This window comes from Aliikangiella sp. G2MR2-5, assembly GCF_015687155.1.
Lineage (GTDB): Bacteria > Pseudomonadota > Gammaproteobacteria > Enterobacterales > Kangiellaceae > Aliikangiella.
In genome coordinates, this window is the sequence record NZ_JADPQF010000001.1 from 318,276 (window position 1) to 336,060 (window position 17,785).

Genomic DNA, 17,785 nt, shown 5'->3' on the forward strand with positions numbered 1-17,785 from the left:
TTAAAATGGCAATCACCGCTGCATTGGTAAAAGAACTGCGTGAAAGAACTGGCGCAGGCATGATGGAATGTAAAAAAGCCCTTGTTGAGACAAACGGCGATATCGAAACTGCAATCGACAACATGCGTAAGTCTGGCGCAGCCAAGGCTGAAAAGAAAGCTGGGCGTATTGCAGCAGAAGGTATTATCGTAATTAATACTTCTGATGACGGTAAAGTAGCTGCTGTTGTTGAAGTAAACTCAGAGACAGATTTTGTTGCAAGAGACGAGAACTTTACATCTTTTGCGAATCAAGTTGTTGCGGTTGCTCTTGCAAACAAAATTGACGATATCGAAGCACTTAAGAATGCGGAACTTGCATCTGGTGAAACAGTTGAATCAGCTCGCGCTTCTCTTGTTGCCAAAATTGGAGAAAATATTGGTGTTCGTCGCGTTCAAATTATTGACGCTGAAGGTGCTTTAGGTAGTTACATTCACGGTGGTCGTATTGGTGTGGTTGCGGCTCTTAAAGGTGGTGATGCTGATCTGGCAAAAGACATCGCTATGCATGCTGCGGCGACTAGCCCACAATTCATCAACCCGGAAGATATTTCCGAAGATGTATACAACCGCGAGAAAGAAATCTTTACTGCACAAGCAAGAGAAAGCGGAAAGCCTGATGAAATCATTGAAAAGATGATTACCGGCCGTATGCGCAAGTTTGCAGCAGAAATCAGCCTGGTTGGACAATCTTTCGTAAAAGATCCTTCAGTCACAGTTGGTGAATTGTTAAAGAAAGCTGACGCAGAGGTGACTTCTTTGGTACGATTCGAAGTCGGCGAAGGTATCGAGAAAAAAGAAGACGATTTTGCTGCTGAAGTAATGGCACAGGTTAAGGGAGAGTAATATCAATGCCAAGTTCTGCACCTGTAAAGAATAGAAAGAGAATACTACTTAAATTAAGTGGTGAGGCACTGATGGGTGCAGAGTCTTTTGGAATTGATCCTGCCGTGCTGGACAGAATCGCTACCGAAATCAAGCAACTTGTGGAAGCAAATATTCAAGTTGGTGTTGTAATTGGTGGCGGTAACTTGTTTCGAGGTGAGAAACTAGCAAGGGCAGGTATGAATCGTGTAGCCGGTGACCATATGGGAATGCTGGCTACTGTAATGAATTCGCTGGCAATGCAGGATGCTTTAGAGCGGATTCGAGTGGGGACCCGCGTCATGTCGGCCGTGTCCCTGACTGGCGTTTGTGAAGATTATGATCGCCGGTTCGCATTAAGATTTATGAAATCGGGTCAAGTTGTTATTTTCACTGCGGGAACCGGAAATCCATTTTTTACTACTGATACTGCAGCTTGTCTGCGCGGAATCGAGATTGATGCAGATGTTATATTGAAAGCAACCAAGGTTGACGGAGTATATTCTGAAGACCCTGCTAAAAATCCTGATGCAGTAAAATATGATAGACTTACCTACAATGAAGCTCTTGAAAAGGAGCTAGGTATTATGGATTTAACCGCATTCTGTTTGGCAAGAGATCATAATAAGTCTATTCGAGTTTTCAATATGCAAGAGCCTGGCGCTTTAATCAGAGCTGTTATAGATGAAAATGAAGGCACTTTAATTACTCGAGATTAGTTATTACCGTCTAATTAGAGCCTGATAACTTGAGTTAAACTGACAATAAACGGAGCAATAGAGTGATAAACGATATAAAACAAGATGCCAATACTCGGATGGATAAGAGTATCGAGTCGTTTAAACTAGCACTTCAGAAAATTCGAACTGGTAGAGCTCATCCTAGCCTCCTGGATCATTTGAGCGTTTCTTATTACGGTGTTGATACGCCGTTAAATCAGGCTGCGAATGTATCTGTTCAAGACTCTAGAACTTTAACTGTTCAGCCCTTTGAGAAGAACATGATTCAACCAATTGAAAAGGCTATCATGGAGTCAGATATTGGAATTACGCCTAATACGGCGGGAAATCTGATTCGTCTTCCTCTTCCTCCTTTAACTGAAGAGCGGCGTCGAGATTTAATCAAAGTAGTAGGAAACGAGGCTGAAAGTGCTAAAGTAGCGATTAGGAATATTAGAAGAGATGCAAACTCAACTTTAAAAGATTTGGAAAAAGAAAAGGAAATTAGTGAAGACGAAGAGCGTCGCGCTCAGGATGAGATCCAGAAGATTACCGATGCTCACGTTAAAAAAGTTGATGAAATGGTCGCCGAGAAAGAAAAAGAGCTGATGGAAGTATAACGCTTTCACTTGTTCGATTTGTATGGAGTGCGCCGTGTTATCATGAGATAACACGGCGTCATTGTATATGAGCTGATAGTAAAAACAAACTGGATATAGCGCTGAATTCACTATCAGACAATGAGTCTGTCTAATGACGCGAAAATTAGGTTTTAATATTAGTAATACTAGAGTTTGAATATGAGCAGGTACGACGAAAGTCAAAATATCAAACAAAATACTCCTAAGCACGTGGCCATCATTATGGATGGCAATGGTCGCTGGGCTAAAGCTCGAGGAAAGAAAAGAACAAGCGGGCATAAGGCTGGCGTTGAGCGCGTCCGTGAAGTCGTTGAAGCTGCAGGTGAACTGGGTGTTAGCTCTCTGACATTATTTGCATTTAGCAGTGAGAACTGGAGTCGTCCTCAAGAAGAAGTTTCTTTCTTGATGGAGCTGTTTGTAATTGCGTTAAACAGAGAAGTTAAAATGCTCAGAAAAAATGGAGTGAGACTACAGTTTCTGGGTGACAAATCTCGTTTTAATCCGAAGCTACAGAGTAGTATCAACAAAGCTGAAGAAGCAACTGCTGACAACGAGCACCTTACTCTTAACATTGCCGCCAACTATGGTGGTCGCTGGGACATATGCAATGCAGTTAACAAGTTATTAGCTTCTAAACCCGACTTAGAAAGAGTAGAAGAGAGTGATATTGAACCATTTTTGGCTACCGCAGGACTCCCTGCCCTGGATTTGATGATTCGTACGGGAGGGGAAACTCGAATAAGTAATTTTCTCATTTGGCAAGCTGCATATGCGGAGCTTTATTTCAGTGAGTTACTTTGGCCAGATTTTGATGCCGATGCGTTCAAGGCTGCCGTCGATGACTATTCGAAAAGGCAAAGACGGTTTGGGAAGACCGGTGAGCAGGTAGTCGAAAAAATGAGTCTTAATGCAGAGTGAAGAGTTAAAGGTTAATAAAGGATAAGGGAGAATAATGCTAAAACAAAGAATTACAACTGCGTTATTTTTATTGCCTGTTGTTGTGGCATTTTTTTTTGTAGTTGAACTTCGCTACTTCGCATCTGCAGCAGCTGTATTGATTTATTTAATGGCGCTTGAGTGGGCCAAGTTAGCAGGCTTCCAAAGAGGTATTCGCCAGACTTTTTATGCGGTGCTAGTGTCTGTTGTTAATTTTGTGATCTGGCTGTATGGTGGTGAATTTCTGTTCTGGCCTTCTCTAAGCTGGCCGAATGCGTTTGCCGCTGATATTCCAATGATTTTTTTAGTTCTCGGAGTGGTTGCGATTTGTTTGGCGGTATATATCGTAATTACCTATCAAAACCGAAAACAGTGGTGGAATAATCGCTTAGTTGTTTCACTAATGGGGGTAGTTATCCTCCCTGCTTTTTTTGTTTCACTGATTAGTATTCGTAAAACGGGCTACCTGGGTGATTTTTATCATGGTGGTGGGTTACTGTTGTTGATGTTCTGCCTGATATGGGCTGCAGACACTGGCGCTTACTTTACGGGAAAAGCGCTCGGCAAAAGTAAACTGGCACCAACGGTTAGCCCGAATAAAACTTGGGAAGGTGTGGCTGGTGGGGTTGCGCTTAGCATGCTTGTTGGTTGGATTGGTATCACTCTGATTGGCGTTGAAGTTACAAAACCACTGGTGTTTACCCTTGTTCTATTAGGGATAGCCTTTCTGTCTGTATTAGGCGATTTGTTCGAAAGCGCGTTGAAAAGGAAAGCCAATATCAAAGATTCCGGAAAAATTTTGCCTGGGCATGGTGGTTTGCTAGACAGACTGGATAGTACACTTGTCGTTGCTCCGGTTTATTTTCTTGTGTTTAGCTACATGGGCTGGTTTTGATGGTGGAAAAAATAGGAATTTTGGGTTCTACCGGATCCATCGGATGTAGCACTCTTGACGTACTGAGAGTGAACGCAGATCGATATCAAGTCGGGCTTCTGACTGCAAATTCTAATGTCGAAGCTTTGTTCAAGCAGTGTATTGAGTTTTCACCAGAAGTTGCTGTGATGGTAGAAGACAATGAAGCAAGAAAACTTCAGGAACTACTCGAAAGCAGAGGCAGCAATACCAGAGTATTGACCGGAAAAAACGCTCTGGTTGATGCGGTTAAGACTCTGGAACTCGATACTGTTGTGGCCGCGATTGTGGGCGCCGCAGGTTTGCTACCGACTCTGGCCGCTGCGCGAGAAGGTAAAAAGATACTACTGGCTAACAAAGAAGCATTGGTTATGTCTGGCGACATATTAATGAGCGAAGTTGACAAGAATGATGCTGTTTTGTTGCCTGTAGATAGCGAACATAATGCTATTTTTCAAAGTCTGCCTGATGCTGGAGAAAAAGGGCGGGTTAGTCTAGAGGGAGTCAACAAAATTTTGTTAACAGGATCGGGAGGGCCCTTTAGAACTACTCCTGTGCATCAGCTTCATCAGGTTACGCCTGAGCAAGCTTGCGCGCATCCAAACTGGGACATGGGAAAGAAAATTTCAGTTGATTCTGCAACAATGATGAATAAAGGACTGGAGCTTATAGAGGCGTGCTATCTTTTTGCGGTATCGCCAGACATGATAGATATCGTTGTCCATCCTCAAAGTGTCGTTCATTCAATGGTATCTTATCTGGATGGTTCTGTTTTAGCTCAGTTAGGAAGGCCCGATATGAAAACCCCAATTGCGCATACTTTGGCCTGGCCTGAGCGAATAAATGCGGGAGTAGAGCCCTTGGACTTTTACCAAATGTCTGACCTGACTTTTGAAGCTCCCAATTATCAGCGTTTTCCTTGCTTAAGGCTTGCTAATGAAGCAATTAAAGCCGGAGGCTCAGCCCCATGTGTGTTAAATGCTGCCAATGAAGTCGCTGTTGAGGCTTTTCTGGAGGGGCGTATACGATTTACTGACATAGCCGTCGTCAATGAAGAAGTTCTCAATAGAGTGACAGTAACCCATTGCGATTCGCTAGAGAAAGTCTTGGAGGAAGATTTGATGGCTCGAGCTACTGCTTCCAGAGTTTGTCAGGAGCGCGAATAAATGACAATTTTGTCAGATGCTTTTTATTTCATTATCGCTCTGGGTATCCTGGTAACTATCCATGAATTTGGTCATTTCTGGGTTGCCAGAAGGCTAGGAGTAAAGGTACTTACTTTTTCAGTAGGATTTGGATCGCCTCTATGGAAAAAGAAAGGCAAAGACGGGGTGGACTATGTCATAGCAATGATCCCCCTTGGCGGTTATGTGAAGATGCTAGACGAAAGGGAAGGAGAAGTAACTGAGGAAGATAAGCCTTTCGCCTTTAATCGAAAGTCAGTATGGGCGAGGATTGCAATTGTTCTGGCTGGACCCGTTGCGAATTTTCTTTTAGCGATTTTGCTTTATTGGTGGGTTTTTCTTTCTGGAGTTGTAGGTGTAACTACTGAGCTTGGGAAAATAGACTCTCAATCAATCGCTGGAAAAGCCGGATTGAAAGCAGGAGATAGAGTGGTCTCTATCGACGAGGAACCTGTAGTACTTTACAGAGACTTGAATACAGGTATTGTAAGGCGAATCGGTGAAAAGACAGAGATTATTCTCGGGATTCAAAAAGAAGGTATAAGCCAGATTAGAAAGGTTCCTTTGGACATATCTTCCTGGCAGGTTAATCCTGACAGGCCTGACATTTTGGGGTCTCTGGGACTTCGTTTAGCGGTAGAGGATATAGTCGTACTACCCCTTATATCAGAAATAGAGCAGGGCTCGCCTGCAGAGATTGCAGGATTAAAAATAGGAGACCTTATAGTAGCTTATGATGAGACCAATGTTGAATCTTGGCAGCAACTGGTAGTAAAGATCACAAAAGATGCTAACAAAAAGGTTGTCCTTGGAATTTTAAGAGATGGTGAACCCCTCGAGATTTCTGTTGTCATAGGTTCTCACGAAACGGAAGGTAGTAAAAACGGCTTCTTAGGAGTTCGTCCTGAAAGCCCTGATTATAGTCAGTATATTACAAGCCGTAAGGGTGGTTTCTTCGAGTCTCTTTCAATGGGGATCGGGGAAACGGGCAAAATGATTGCTTTAAGCTCCAGGTTATTTAAGAAGCTGATTGTAGGGGAAATCTCCCATAAAAGTGTCAGCGGTCCTTTTTCAATTGCTAAAGGGGCTGGTGGAAGCGCTCGCAATGGGCTAGTATCCTTCTTCTTTTTCGTCGCTATGATAAGTGTGAATCTAGGGTTTATTAATTTATTACCTATACCACTACTTGATGGCGGACACTTGCTTTATTACGTGATAGAAGCAATTAAGGGTAAGCCGCTGCCTGAAAGTGTGCAGAATTTTGGCTTACAGGTGGGCATGATATTAGTCATAATGATGATGGCTTTGGCCATTTTTAATGATTTAGCGCCTAAATAAGGTGCAAATAAGAGAATTTTAGGGAAACATGAAGTACAAGAATAAGTTCAAAGCTCGTAACTTGATTTTTGGTATAACAGCATTAGCAACTTCTCAGCTGATTACACCACGCCCGGCGTATGCTTCTATAGAAGACAGTTCATTCGTAGTAGAAGAAATTGAAGTTCTGGGCTTGCAAAGAATGGAGTTGGGTACCTTCTACAACTTGCTTCCCCTACAAGTGGGCGAAAGTTTAAGCCCCGAACGGATACCTGTAATCATTCGTAGCATATATGGTTCAAACAGTTTTGACGATATTCGGCTTTTCAGAGAAGGGAGCAAGCTTATTGTTGATCTTAATGAGCGTCCTACGATATCAGATATAACCATTGATGGAAATTCAGATATAGATTCTGAGCAGATCCTTGAAGCAATGAGCCGTTCGGGCTTTGCTAAAGGTGAAGTTTTTGATCCTTCAGCCATTAAAAGTATCAAAATAGGTATTGAAGAGCAGTATTTTTCTCATGGGAAGTACTCGATAAAAATTGAAGACAAGATTGTTAAGCAGTCCCGAAACAGAGTTTATGTAAAGTTTATCATTGACGAAGGCGAGCCAGCCAAGATTCAGAAAATTGGTATTGTGGGCAATTCGTTATTCACTGATGAAGAATTGTTAGAACAATTTGAACTTTCTGAAGGGGGATGGTTATCGACTTTTACTGGTGATGATCAGTATTCAAGAGAAAAATTGAGCGGAGACCTTGAGACTCTTCGATCTTTTTATTTAGATAGAGGTTATTTGACCTTCAATAATGCTTCCACCCAAGTGTCAATTTCTCCCGACCGTAAAGGAATCTATGTAACTATCAATATAGAGGAAGGTGAAAAATTTACTGTAAACGATATTGTTTTCTCAGGTGATCTTATTCTTGAAAAAGAGCAATTGCAGCGAATTATGCCGCTTACTAAGGGCGATACTTACTCGGCTGCAGCTATATCTTTTGCTGAAGAGCAAATAAAAGAAAACTTGGGTTACTATGGCTATGCTTTTGCCAAAGTTGTGACCGTGCCCGAGATTAAGGAAGGTGAGAAAAAAGTTAATTTGAACGTTTTTATTGAGCCTGGCAAAAAGGTCTATGTAAATCGGGTTAACTTTTCCGGAAACGAAGCTACCGATGATGAAGTTCTAAGACGTGAAATTCGTTTGATGGAGGGTGGAGCTCTTTCAACTCGTGCAGTTGAAAGATCCAAGCTGCGCTTGCAGAGACTGACCTATATGGAGGAAGTTGAAGTCGAAACTCCGAAGGCTGAAAATGAGGATGACAGAGTTGATATAAACTACGCAGTCAAAGAGCGTTCTGCGGGAACCGTTAGTGGTGGAATTGGTTATAGTGACAGGTTTGGCGTATCGCTAAATGCCAATGTAAGCCATAACAACTTTATGGGGTCAGGGAAGAAAGTTCAGTTTGCTATCAATAAGAGTGATTATGTTGAAAGTTACAATGCTGATTACTTTGATCCATATTTCACAATCAATGAAATAAGTGCGGGTGTAGGCGTATATTTAAGGAAAACAGACTATGGGTCAATCAATTTATATAATGGTTTGTTAGATTCAACCGGAGTTGATTTTAAAGTTGGCTATCGTACCAGTGAAGTGACCGGTTTAAACTTTTCTCTGGGTTATCAAGATAACTTGTTAAAAGCACAAGGAACTCAATCAGAACAGGTGATAGACTTTTTTGCTGAAAACGGACGTGATGTACGAGCTGAGCCTAACTTTGATTATGATATTTATCGATTTAGTGTTGGTGTTTCCAGAAATACTTTAAATCGTGGGGTTTTTCCTGACCGAGGGACAAGTCAAACTCTGGTACTTAACAGTGCATTACCTGGAAGTGATCTGGAATTTTACAAGGTAGACTACAACTTTAGATACTACCTTCCACTGGCACACAAGTGGACATTCATGACTTCATTTCGTGCTTCATACGGCGATGGATATGGAGATACTACAAAATTACCGTATTTTGAAAACTTTACTGCAGGTGGCTCCGGTACTATGCGCGGGTTTGATACTAATACGATAGGTCCTCGTTTAATCGTTAGAACGCCATCTTCTACTGGTAATGGCGTAGTGGTTGACGCGCAAGATGGTCAAGCTCAATACCCACTTCCATCGGGATATGATAATGTTACAATTCAACGTAGAAGTGCTGGTGGAAACGCGAGAGTTTTAACCACTTTTGAATTGATTTTCCCAACGCCTTTTGCTGAAGAAAGTAACTCCGTTAGAACGAGCTTTTTTGTCGATGTCGGTAATTTATGGGACACAGAATTCGATTTAGATGATTATAAAGATATAGAAGCTGTCAATCCTGATTTGTTTGCTACAATTCCTGATTATTCTAAACCTGAGTCTTATCGTATGTCTGCCGGTTTTTCCCTTCAGTGGTTATCACCAATGGGGCCGCTGACAATTAGTTTTTCAAAGCCATTTAAGCAAAGCGACTTGGATGAAACGGAAACTTTCTCTTTTAACATAGGGCAAACATTCTAGTGCTATTGAAAGGCAAAATAATTCAACTAAATTAGTAAAATAAAAGGTGTAATAATGTTTAAAAAATTTATAGTAAGTATTGCTTTGGTTTTAGGCTCGTTAGGCGTGTCAGCGGCTGATCTAAAAATCGGTGTTGTAGATTTTAGTGTTGTGGAGTCAAAGGCTCCTCAAATGAAGACAATCATGGAAAAGCTTGAAGCCCAGTTCAAAGAGAAGCAGGAGTCTTTGATAGCGCTTCAGAAGAAGGGCAAGGAACTTCAAGACAAAGCACGAAAAGAAGAAATGACTCTGACTTTTGCTGATAAATTGAAGTATAAGCGTCAATTAGAGCAGATCGATGCTGAATTTAATTTACAAAAGAAGTTTCTAGATGAAGATTTTGCTCTAGCTAGAAATATGGAAATGAAAAAAGTTCAGGTAAAAATTATGGAAGCGGTCCAAAAAGTTGCTTCTAACGAAAAGTTAGATCTTGTTGTACGAAGCGATATGGTTCTTCATGCTTCACAATCGGTAAATATTACAGATAAAGTCATAGCAATTATTAGCAATCCTGCAGGTTAATTATTTGAATTCAAATAGCTATACAATTAAGGAAATCGCCACATCCCTGGATGCTAAGTTCAAAGGGGATGGCGAGCATGAAATAAAGAAAGTTTCATCCTTAGATTCTGCAAAAAGTGATGAAATTTCTTTTTTAAATAGTGCTAAATTCCTTAAAATGCTAGACACAACCCACGCGGGTTGTGTTTTGCTTTCTGAGGAAAATGCCTGTTCTTATTCAGGCAATGTTATTGTCGTGAAAGATCCCTATTTGGCCTTTGCAAAAGTTGGTCAATTACTCGATACAACTCCTACTCCCGAAGTCGGCATATCTGAGTCCGCTGTTATTCACCCGACGGCTAAAATTGGAAAGAGTGTTTCCATAGCTGCCGGGGTCGTTATCGAAGCTGACACCACGATAGAAGATGATGTCATTCTTGGAGCGAATGTTGTGGTTGGTGAGGGCTCTATCATTGGAAAAGCTACTAGAGTCTACTCAAATGTCAGTATATACCATGGAGTTAGTATTGGCAGTGACTGTATTATCCATTCAGGTGCTGTAATAGGTGCTGATGGATTCGGGTTCGCAAATGAAAATGGACGCTGGGTTAAGATTCCGCAAACTGGCGGCGTAACAATTGGTAATTTTGTTGAAGTTGGTGCTAACGCTTGTGTTGATCGAGGAGCATTGAATAATACTGTTGTTTCCGACGGCGTAAAACTCGATAACTTTTGTCATATTGCTCACAACGTTGAGCTTGGCGAGAGCGTGGCAATGGCTGCTTATACTGGGGTAGCTGGTAGCAGTAAAATTGGGGAATATACCACTTTGAGTGGACGAACGACTATCCTTGGACATTTGGAATTGGCTCCTCGCACTCATGTAACTGCATGTAGTGTGATCAACAAGTCCATCAAAGAACCAGGGGTTTATTCGTCTGGAACAGGAATGCAGGATAATAAATCCTGGCGTAAAAATGTGGCTCGCTTCAGACAACTGGACGAAATGGCTAAACAAATAAAATCTTTAGAGAAAAGGCTATCTGAAATATCAAATAGTAACGATCTTAAAGATGAATAATAGATAGTTTGCTACACTTCTTAATTAATACGATTATTGGGCAATTGGGGAATCGGAATGAGTGAACAGATCTCTACCTTAGATATTCATGAGGTGATGAAACATCTGCCACACCGATATCCGTTCTTGCTTGTAGATAGGGTTACCGACTATAGATCTGGCGAATATCTGCACGCAATCAAAAATATAACTATAAACGAACCTTGTTTTACCGGGCATTTTCCTCATAGACCTGTTATGCCAGGAGTTTTGATATTAGAAGCTTTGGCACAGGCAACAGGTATTCTGGCATTTAAAACCATGAATGAATTACCTGAGGAGAGCTCGCTTTATTATTTCGTAGGAATCGATAATGCGAGATTTAAAAAGCCCGTAGAGCCAGGGGATCAAGTAGAGCTAAGAGTTAAATTATTAAAGCGCAAAAGGACGATGTGGAAATTTGAGGCGGAAGCACTAGTTGAGGGAAAAGTTGTTTGTTCCGCAGAATTAATGTGTTCAAAGCAGGAAATAGAGCCGTGAGTAATATTCATCCTTCAGCCATAATACATCCTTCTGCAAAACTTGCCGATTCGGTAAAAGTTGGTCCTTTTAGTGTGATCGATGAAAACGTAAGTATTGATGAGGATACTGTTGTTGGTCCTCATGTAGTAATCAATGGACACACTCATATCGGTAAAGGAAATCATTTTTATCAGTTTTGTTCTGTTGGAGAAGCGAACCAGGACAAGAAGTATCACGGCGAGCCAACTCGCACAATTATTGGAGACAACAATATTATTCGTGAGTCTTGTACAATTCATCGTGGAACCGTTGACGATCGTTCTGAAACTGTCATTGGGGATGGAAATCTGCTGATGGCATATACTCATGTCGCTCATGATTGTGTGATAGGAAATAATGTAACTATCGCTAATAGTTCGAATTTAGCTGGCCATGTAGTAGTGGGAGATTGGGCTATTCTCGGGGGGTTTTCCGGAGTCCATCAGTTTTGTCATATAGGTGCTCACGCTTTTGTAGGTATCAGAAGTACTGTTACTCAGGACATCGCCCCTTTTGTTCTTTATGCAGACTCTGCCCCGAGGGCAGTAAACACTGAAGGCTTGAGGAGACGAAACTTTGATTCAGATGAAATCTCTAAAATTCGTAAAGCTTATCGTGTTATTTATCGTCAAGGATTGCTGCTGGAGCAGGTAATGGTGGAACTTGAAGAGTTAGCAAAAGACTCGCCTTCTGTTCAGTCTATGATCGACTTTATTAATACCTCGAAAAGAGGTTTGGCAAGAGGCTCTATGCTCTAGTTCGATTTGTTAAGGATCGCTCTATGAAAAGCCCGGCATTGTCTGGGCTTTTTTGGAACTGAATTAAACTCGTTTACTATTTTCGCCTGATTTAAAGCATTGAGTTAGCTAGTTGTGCGACCTTTCGCGAACCACCTCCGACACCCAGTTTATTTTTGATGCTGGCTAGTTCATCTAGCATGTTTTGCCGGTAGCTAGCGTTATCCAGAAGTTCACAAATTTCGTCCGCGATCTTTTGTGGTTTAGCATTTCCCTGAATAAGTTCTTTCATTATCAATTTCTGAGCGACAATATTGACCAGACCTACCCACTCGATACTTATCAGTCGGCTAAGGATCGCATATGATATTGGAGACATATGGTAGACGATTACGCTCGGTATTCCCATCAATCCTGCTTCCAGTGTAGCGGTTCCAGAAGCGACAATCATCGCATCACAAACAGACATTACGTTGTAAGAAAGGTCTTGAATCAATTTGATATTGAGATCCTGGTAGTTTTTGCAAAAGCTTTGAACTTCTTCCAGTTCCAAAGTGCTTGCCACCGCAAGGACAAACTGAAGTTGGGGTTTTTGATTTTTTAGTTTTCTTGCCGCCTCTAACTGGATGGGCAAAATCCGTTTTAATTCGCTCCTTCGGCTTCCCGGTAAAAGACCGACTATTGGTTTTGTAGCCTCGAGTCCATAACCCGAAATAAGATCTATTTTATCTTTATTCGCTTTGACTTCATCAACTAGTGGGTTCCCCACAAAGGTTACAGGTACGTTTGCTTTTTGATAAAACTCTACTTCAAATGGAAAGAGTACAGCCATCATGTCGACCCTTTCTTTCATCTTATACACTCTATTGGGACGCCAGGCCCAAACTTGTGGTCCAATATAGAACAAAACTTTAATACCATGCTGTTTTGCAGTTTGTGCCAGCTTGTTGTTAAATTCCTGGTAGTCAACCAGAATAAGAAGGTCTGGCTTCTCTTTTATCACCTGCTCTTGCATGAAGGTAAGCGCTGCTTTGAGCTTTCTGTAGTTCAGAAGAACCTCTACCAGACCCATGACAGCTAATTCTTTGCAGTCGAGAACAACTTCAGCGCCTGCCGCACGAAGCTTATCTCCGCCCATTGCTTTAACCTTCACATGAGGGTTAATTTGCTTCAGCTCTTTCACCAGGTTAGCGGCGTGTAGATCTCCTGATGCTTCGCCCGCACTAATAACTATTTTTTGATTCATTAGTTTTCCAAGGTCTAACCAAGACTTCATTGGCTTACAATAAAAGTTTGACGGTTAAGTTTACTGATCTCGTCAGAATATTCGACCGCGAAAGATAGCATAAATCGGCTAGTCATGGAATCTGGCTCCCTACCTTAACAGGCTACAAAGCGAAATATATGATTCAAAAGAAAATTGTTAACTGCGGCTGGGAAAGAATAAGCGAGTATGAAATAATTGCTTTCATGAAAATATATCTGCTTGTTCAATAGTGAGTTCAAGCTTTTGAAAAATAAGAAAATTTAGTTTTTGTGGGGCTTAAATTGGGGATAGATAGACTAATTGCTGGAGTTGATGAAGTTGGTCGAGGTCCGCTAGCGGGGCCTGTGATTGCTGCGGCAGTCATCCTGGATCCGGCGAATCCAATTGACGGATTAACTGATTCGAAAAAGTTGAGTGAAAAAAAGCGGGAAATACTGACCCAGGAAATTAAAGAAAAAGCACTGGCCTGGTGTATTGCACGTTGTGAGCCTGAAGAAATCGACCAGATCAATATTTTACAGGCGAGTTTACTAGCGATGACCAGGGCGGTCGAAGGACTTGATATTGCTCCCGAACATTGTCTAGTTGACGGTAACAAGCTTCCCAAACTCCCGTGTAGCGCTGAGGCAATTGTTAAAGGTGATTTGAAAGAGCCGGCGATCAGTGCAGCCTCCATTATCGCCAAAGTTACACGTGACCAGGAAATGGTTGCAATGGAAGAACGCTACCCTGGTTATGGATTTGCTCAACATAAAGGCTATCCGACAAAAGCACATAGGGAAGCAATTGCCTTGTTAGGCGTTACAGAAATTCACCGCAAAAGTTTTGGACCCGTTCAAAAGCAACTTGAGCTGATATAAAACCTGGATCGCTCAAAGTGATTTATCTGATGAGTAAAAGAAGCTAATTAAATATGTCTGAAGTAGCAAACACTGCAGAACAGAATCTGGAGAGCAACACTGTCCGGGCCAAGTCCTTTATACATCTCAGGATGCACACCGAATTTTCCATGGTTGATGGGATATGTCGAATCAATCCAACATTGGATAGGGCTGCAGAACTTGAGATGCCAGCCATTGCGATTACAGATCATGTAAATTTCTGCGGCTTGATTAAATTTTATCGTAAAGCCATTGCCAACGGAATCAAGCCAATTGTTGGTACCGATCTTTGGATAAATGATTCAAATGATGAAAATGATTTTTTCCGGATTGGTGTTCTTTGCATGAATGATGCGGGTTATCTCAATGCTAAAAAGCTAATATCGAGGGCTTACCAAACTAATCAGAAAATGGGGAAGCCCATTGTTGAGAAAGAATGGTTAACCGAGTTAAATGAGGGCTTGATAGTTCTTTCTGGAGGCAAGGATGGAGATGTTGGTCGGTCACTGCTAGCCAATAATCACGAACAAGCAGCCAGTCAGCTTGGCTTCTGGAATTTACATTTTCCACAACGCTATTACCTTGAATTACAAAGAACAGGGCGGCCAGGAGAGGGAGCCTATATCCAGTCAGTTTCCGGATTCGCTCAAGGCAGTGGAACTCCAGTGGTAGCCACGAATGACGTTTGTTTTCTGGAACAAAAAGATTTCGAAGCACATGAAATTCGAGTTTGTATTAATCAGGGGCGTGTACTCGACGACCCTCGTCGACCTAAGACTTACTCTGAACAACAGTATTTAAAATCATCAGAAGAAATGTGGGAGCTTTTTTCCGATATACCCGAAGCGATAGAAAACACCATTCAAATTGCCAAACGTTGCAATGTTCACTTGCATCTGGGAGAGTACTTCCTGCCCAACTATCCTATTCCAGAGGGAATGACTATTGAAGAGTATTTCTGCGAACTAAGCCGAGAAGGTCTGGAAGAGCGTCTGGAGTTTTTGTTCGATACCAGTGCAGAAGACTTTGCTGAAAAACGAAAGGAGTATGATGAAAGGCTTCAGATAGAGCTGGATGTAATTAATCAAATGGGGTTTCCTGGCTATTTCCTTATTGTTGCCGACTTTATTCGATGGGGCAAGGACAATGGGATTCCTGTCGGTCCAGGCCGTGGTTCCGGAGCAGGCTCTTTGGTGGCTTATGCGCTTAAAATTACTGACCTAGACCCGCTTCAATACGATTTACTTTTCGAAAGATTCCTCAATCCTGAGCGAGTTTCCATGCCCGATTTTGATATCGACTTCTGCATGGATGGACGAGACAAAGTCATCGACTATGTAGCAGAAAAATACGGCAGAAATGCAGTTTCTCAGATTATTACTTTTGGTCGGCTTGCAGCTAAAGCGGTAATTCGCGATGTTGGTCGGGTGATGAGTCAGCCTTATGGTTTCGTCGATAAAATTTCCAAAATGATCCCTTTCGATCCCGGCATGACTTTGAAGAAAGCCTGGGAGGCAGAACCTGAAATTGCTACACGCTATGAAGAAGAGGAGGATTTCAGAGAACTCTGGGACATGGCCGTTAAATTGGAAGGTATAACACGTAATGCGGGTAAACACGCCGGAGGTGTAGTAATTTCACCTTCGGATTTGACTGACTTCGCTGCACTTTATTGTGATGAATCCGGCGGAGGACTGGTGACCCAATTTGATAAGGATGACGTTGAAACCGCAGGTCTGGTTAAGTTTGACTTTCTTGGGCTACGAACATTGACGATCATCGACTGGGCCCTCGAAATGGTTAATGAGCAACTGCGCTCCGCAGAAGAAGGCCCTTTGCAAATTGAATCCATTGACCTGGAAGATCCTAAATCATTCGAGCTATTAAAATCTGCCAATACTACTGCTGTATTCCAGCTGGAATCCCGAGGAATGAAAGAGCTGATCAAAAAGCTTTTGCCGAGCTGTTTTGAGGACATTATTGCATTGGTGGCGCTGTTTAGACCGGGCCCCCTTGGTTCAGGCATGGTAGATGACTTTATCAATCGTAAACATGGTCGTCAGGAGGTGGCTTATCCTCACTCAGACTATCAACATGAAGATCTTAAGCCCGTACTAGAACCTACTTATGGAATCATTCTCTATCAGGAACAGGTAATGCAGATCGCGCAGGTACTCGCCAACTTTACTCTAGGTGGTGCGGACTTGCTTCGTCGTGCAATGGGTAAGAAAAAACCAGAGGTAATGGAAGAACAACGTAAGATCTTCATGAAAGGTGCAATTGCGAGAGATGTTGATGGAGAGCTCGCGGGCCACATTTTTGATTTGATGGAAAAATTTGCCGGTTATGGATTTAACAAGTCGCATTCAGCTGCCTATGCGCTGGTATCTTTCCAGACCGCGTGGTTAAAAACGCACTATCCAGCGCCTTTTATGGCCGCGGTAATGTCGTCAGATATGGATAATACTGACAAGGTGGTTACATATGTTGATGATGCTAAATCGAACGGCATTGAAATTGTGCCACCAGATGTTAACAGAGGGCAATATAAGTTCACTATTGATGGGCCTAAAACGATTATCTATGGAATTGGAGCAATTAAAGGAGTCGGTGAAGCAGCAATTCAATCGGTTGTTGAAGAGCGGGAAAAAAATGGTAAGTTCAGAGATTTGTTTGATTTCTGTAATCGTGTCGATCTTAAAAAAGTCAACAGAAGAAACCTGGAGGCGATGATCCGTGCGGGAGCGCTTGATGCGTTAGGTCCAAGTAGAGCGGTAATGATGGCATCATTGGAGCATGCGATTAAAAGTGCCGAACAGTTTAAAAAGGATCAATTAATCGGTCAAAATGATCTTTTCGGTTCGCCTACAGATACCTCAGGTGATAAAGCGCCAGAATTTGCTTTGGTAAGGCCCTGGCCTGAAGAGAAGGTGCTTCAAGGAGAAAAGGATACTCTCGGTCTGTATTTAACCGGACATCCTATCGATCGCTACTTACCGGAAATTAAACAATTTTGTAACTTACGACTTAACTCTCTGCAGCCAACTCGCCGCGGGGAGTATGTTTCAGTTGCGGGTTTGATTGTTGGTATTCGAGTCATGAAAACCAAAAAAGGATTGAGCTGGGCAATCGTATCACTGGATGATCAAAGTGGCAGGGTAGACGTGATGGTTTACAACGATCTCTATGAGTCTTGTCGGGAAATTCTGACCAAAGACGGCATCATTGTGGCCAAAGGCGATATTAGCAATGACGATTTTTCTGGGGGGTTGAAAATGAGTGCCGTAGAAATTGAAGAGTTGACCGTTGTCAGAGAGCAAAAGGCTGATCATTTGAGTGTTAAACTGGACTTTAATCAGAACAACCTTTTAGCTGAAGAGTTAATCGAGACCATTGCACCTTTCAAAGGAGGCTTGTGTCCACTCAGATTTGATACCTCGCTGGACAATATTCAGGCAGAAATCGTTGCCTCGGGTGAATGGTCGGTAAAACCGACCGACGAGCTGCTTTTCAATTTGAGTAATATTACCGGGTGCAACAAGGTGGTTGTAAAATACTAGGCGCTAC

15 protein-coding genes are annotated in these 17,785 nt (G+C 42.1%); 14 read left to right on the forward strand and 1 reads right to left on the reverse strand.

Translation table 11 applies throughout. The features are described from left to right. Positions 1-5: 5 nt before the first annotated feature. The 12 genes from tsf to lpxA all read left to right on the forward strand — a co-directional run bounded on the left by tsf (position 6) and on the right by lpxA (position 12,091). Positions 6-884 (forward strand): translation elongation factor Ts, encoded by an 879-nt coding sequence (tsf, locus tag IYN84_RS01335; RefSeq protein ID WP_196137371.1) that lies wholly within the window; start codon positions 6-8, stop codon positions 882-884. A gap of 5 nt (positions 885-889) precedes the next feature. Continuing rightward, positions 890-1,621 (forward strand): UMP kinase, encoded by a 732-nt coding sequence (pyrH, locus tag IYN84_RS01340; protein WP_196137372.1) that lies wholly within the window; start codon positions 890-892, stop codon positions 1,619-1,621. Positions 1,622-1,683: 62 nt separating this feature from the next. Further along, on the forward strand, positions 1,684-2,241 hold the full coding sequence (frr, locus tag IYN84_RS01345) for a ribosome recycling factor (protein ID WP_196137373.1): 558 nt from the start codon (positions 1,684-1,686) through the stop codon (positions 2,239-2,241). 180 nt (positions 2,242-2,421) lie between these two features. Next, on the forward strand, positions 2,422-3,180 hold the full coding sequence (gene uppS, locus IYN84_RS01350) for a polyprenyl diphosphate synthase (protein ID WP_196137374.1): 759 nt from the start codon (positions 2,422-2,424) through the stop codon (positions 3,178-3,180). Between the two features lie 34 nt (positions 3,181-3,214). Further along, on the forward strand, positions 3,215-4,093 hold the full coding sequence (locus IYN84_RS01355) for a phosphatidate cytidylyltransferase (protein ID WP_196137375.1): 879 nt from the start codon (positions 3,215-3,217) through the stop codon (positions 4,091-4,093). Continuing rightward, on the forward strand, positions 4,093-5,277 hold the full coding sequence (ispC, locus tag IYN84_RS01360; RefSeq protein WP_196137376.1) for a 1-deoxy-D-xylulose-5-phosphate reductoisomerase: 1,185 nt from the start codon (positions 4,093-4,095) through the stop codon (positions 5,275-5,277). Before IYN84_RS01355 ends, ispC begins: the two co-directional genes overlap by 1 nt. Continuing rightward, entirely contained in the window at positions 5,278-6,633 is a 1,356-nt protein-coding gene (gene rseP, locus IYN84_RS01365; RefSeq protein ID WP_196137377.1) for an RIP metalloprotease RseP, read from the forward strand. Between the two features lie 28 nt (positions 6,634-6,661). Further along, positions 6,662-9,172 (forward strand): outer membrane protein assembly factor BamA, encoded by a 2,511-nt coding sequence (gene bamA, locus IYN84_RS01370; RefSeq protein WP_196137378.1) that lies wholly within the window; start codon positions 6,662-6,664, stop codon positions 9,170-9,172. 54 nt (positions 9,173-9,226) lie between these two features. Then, positions 9,227-9,733 carry an OmpH family outer membrane protein gene (locus IYN84_RS01375; protein WP_196137379.1) on the forward strand — a complete coding sequence of 169 codons (507 nt, stop codon included), beginning with the start codon at positions 9,227-9,229 and terminating at the stop codon, positions 9,731-9,733. Between the two features lie 4 nt (positions 9,734-9,737). Next, positions 9,738-10,793 carry a UDP-3-O-(3-hydroxymyristoyl)glucosamine N-acyltransferase gene (lpxD, locus tag IYN84_RS01380; RefSeq protein WP_196137380.1) on the forward strand — a complete coding sequence of 352 codons (1,056 nt, stop codon included), beginning with the start codon at positions 9,738-9,740 and terminating at the stop codon, positions 10,791-10,793. Positions 10,794-10,850: 57 nt separating this feature from the next. After that, positions 10,851-11,312: a 3-hydroxyacyl-ACP dehydratase FabZ gene (fabZ, locus tag IYN84_RS01385; protein ID WP_196137381.1), complete on the forward strand. Its 462-nt coding sequence runs from the start codon at positions 10,851-10,853 to the stop codon at positions 11,310-11,312. Continuing rightward, entirely contained in the window at positions 11,309-12,091 is a 783-nt protein-coding gene (gene lpxA / locus IYN84_RS01390; RefSeq protein ID WP_371734717.1) for an acyl-ACP--UDP-N-acetylglucosamine O-acyltransferase, read from the forward strand. Before fabZ ends, lpxA begins: the two co-directional genes overlap by 4 nt. Before the next feature lie 91 nt (positions 12,092-12,182). Here lpxA and lpxB read toward each other — a convergent pair whose 3' ends face one another. Then, positions 12,183-13,316, reverse strand: a complete 1,134-nt coding sequence (gene lpxB, locus IYN84_RS01395; protein WP_196137382.1) for a lipid-A-disaccharide synthase — start codon at positions 13,314-13,316, stop codon at positions 12,183-12,185. Between the two features lie 302 nt (positions 13,317-13,618). Here lpxB and rnhB point away from each other — a divergent pair, with 302 nt between their 5' ends. Together rnhB and dnaE are read left to right on the forward strand one after the other, a co-directional pair. Continuing rightward, the gene (rnhB, locus tag IYN84_RS01400) at positions 13,619-14,197 is read left to right on the forward strand and encodes a ribonuclease HII (protein ID WP_210330258.1); all 579 of its coding nucleotides are present in this window, start codon (positions 13,619-13,621) and stop codon (positions 14,195-14,197) included. Positions 14,198-14,250: 53 nt separating this feature from the next. Continuing rightward, positions 14,251-17,778 (forward strand): DNA polymerase III subunit alpha, encoded by a 3,528-nt coding sequence (gene dnaE, locus IYN84_RS01405; protein ID WP_196137384.1) that lies wholly within the window; start codon positions 14,251-14,253, stop codon positions 17,776-17,778. Positions 17,779-17,785: the final 7 nt, after the last annotated feature.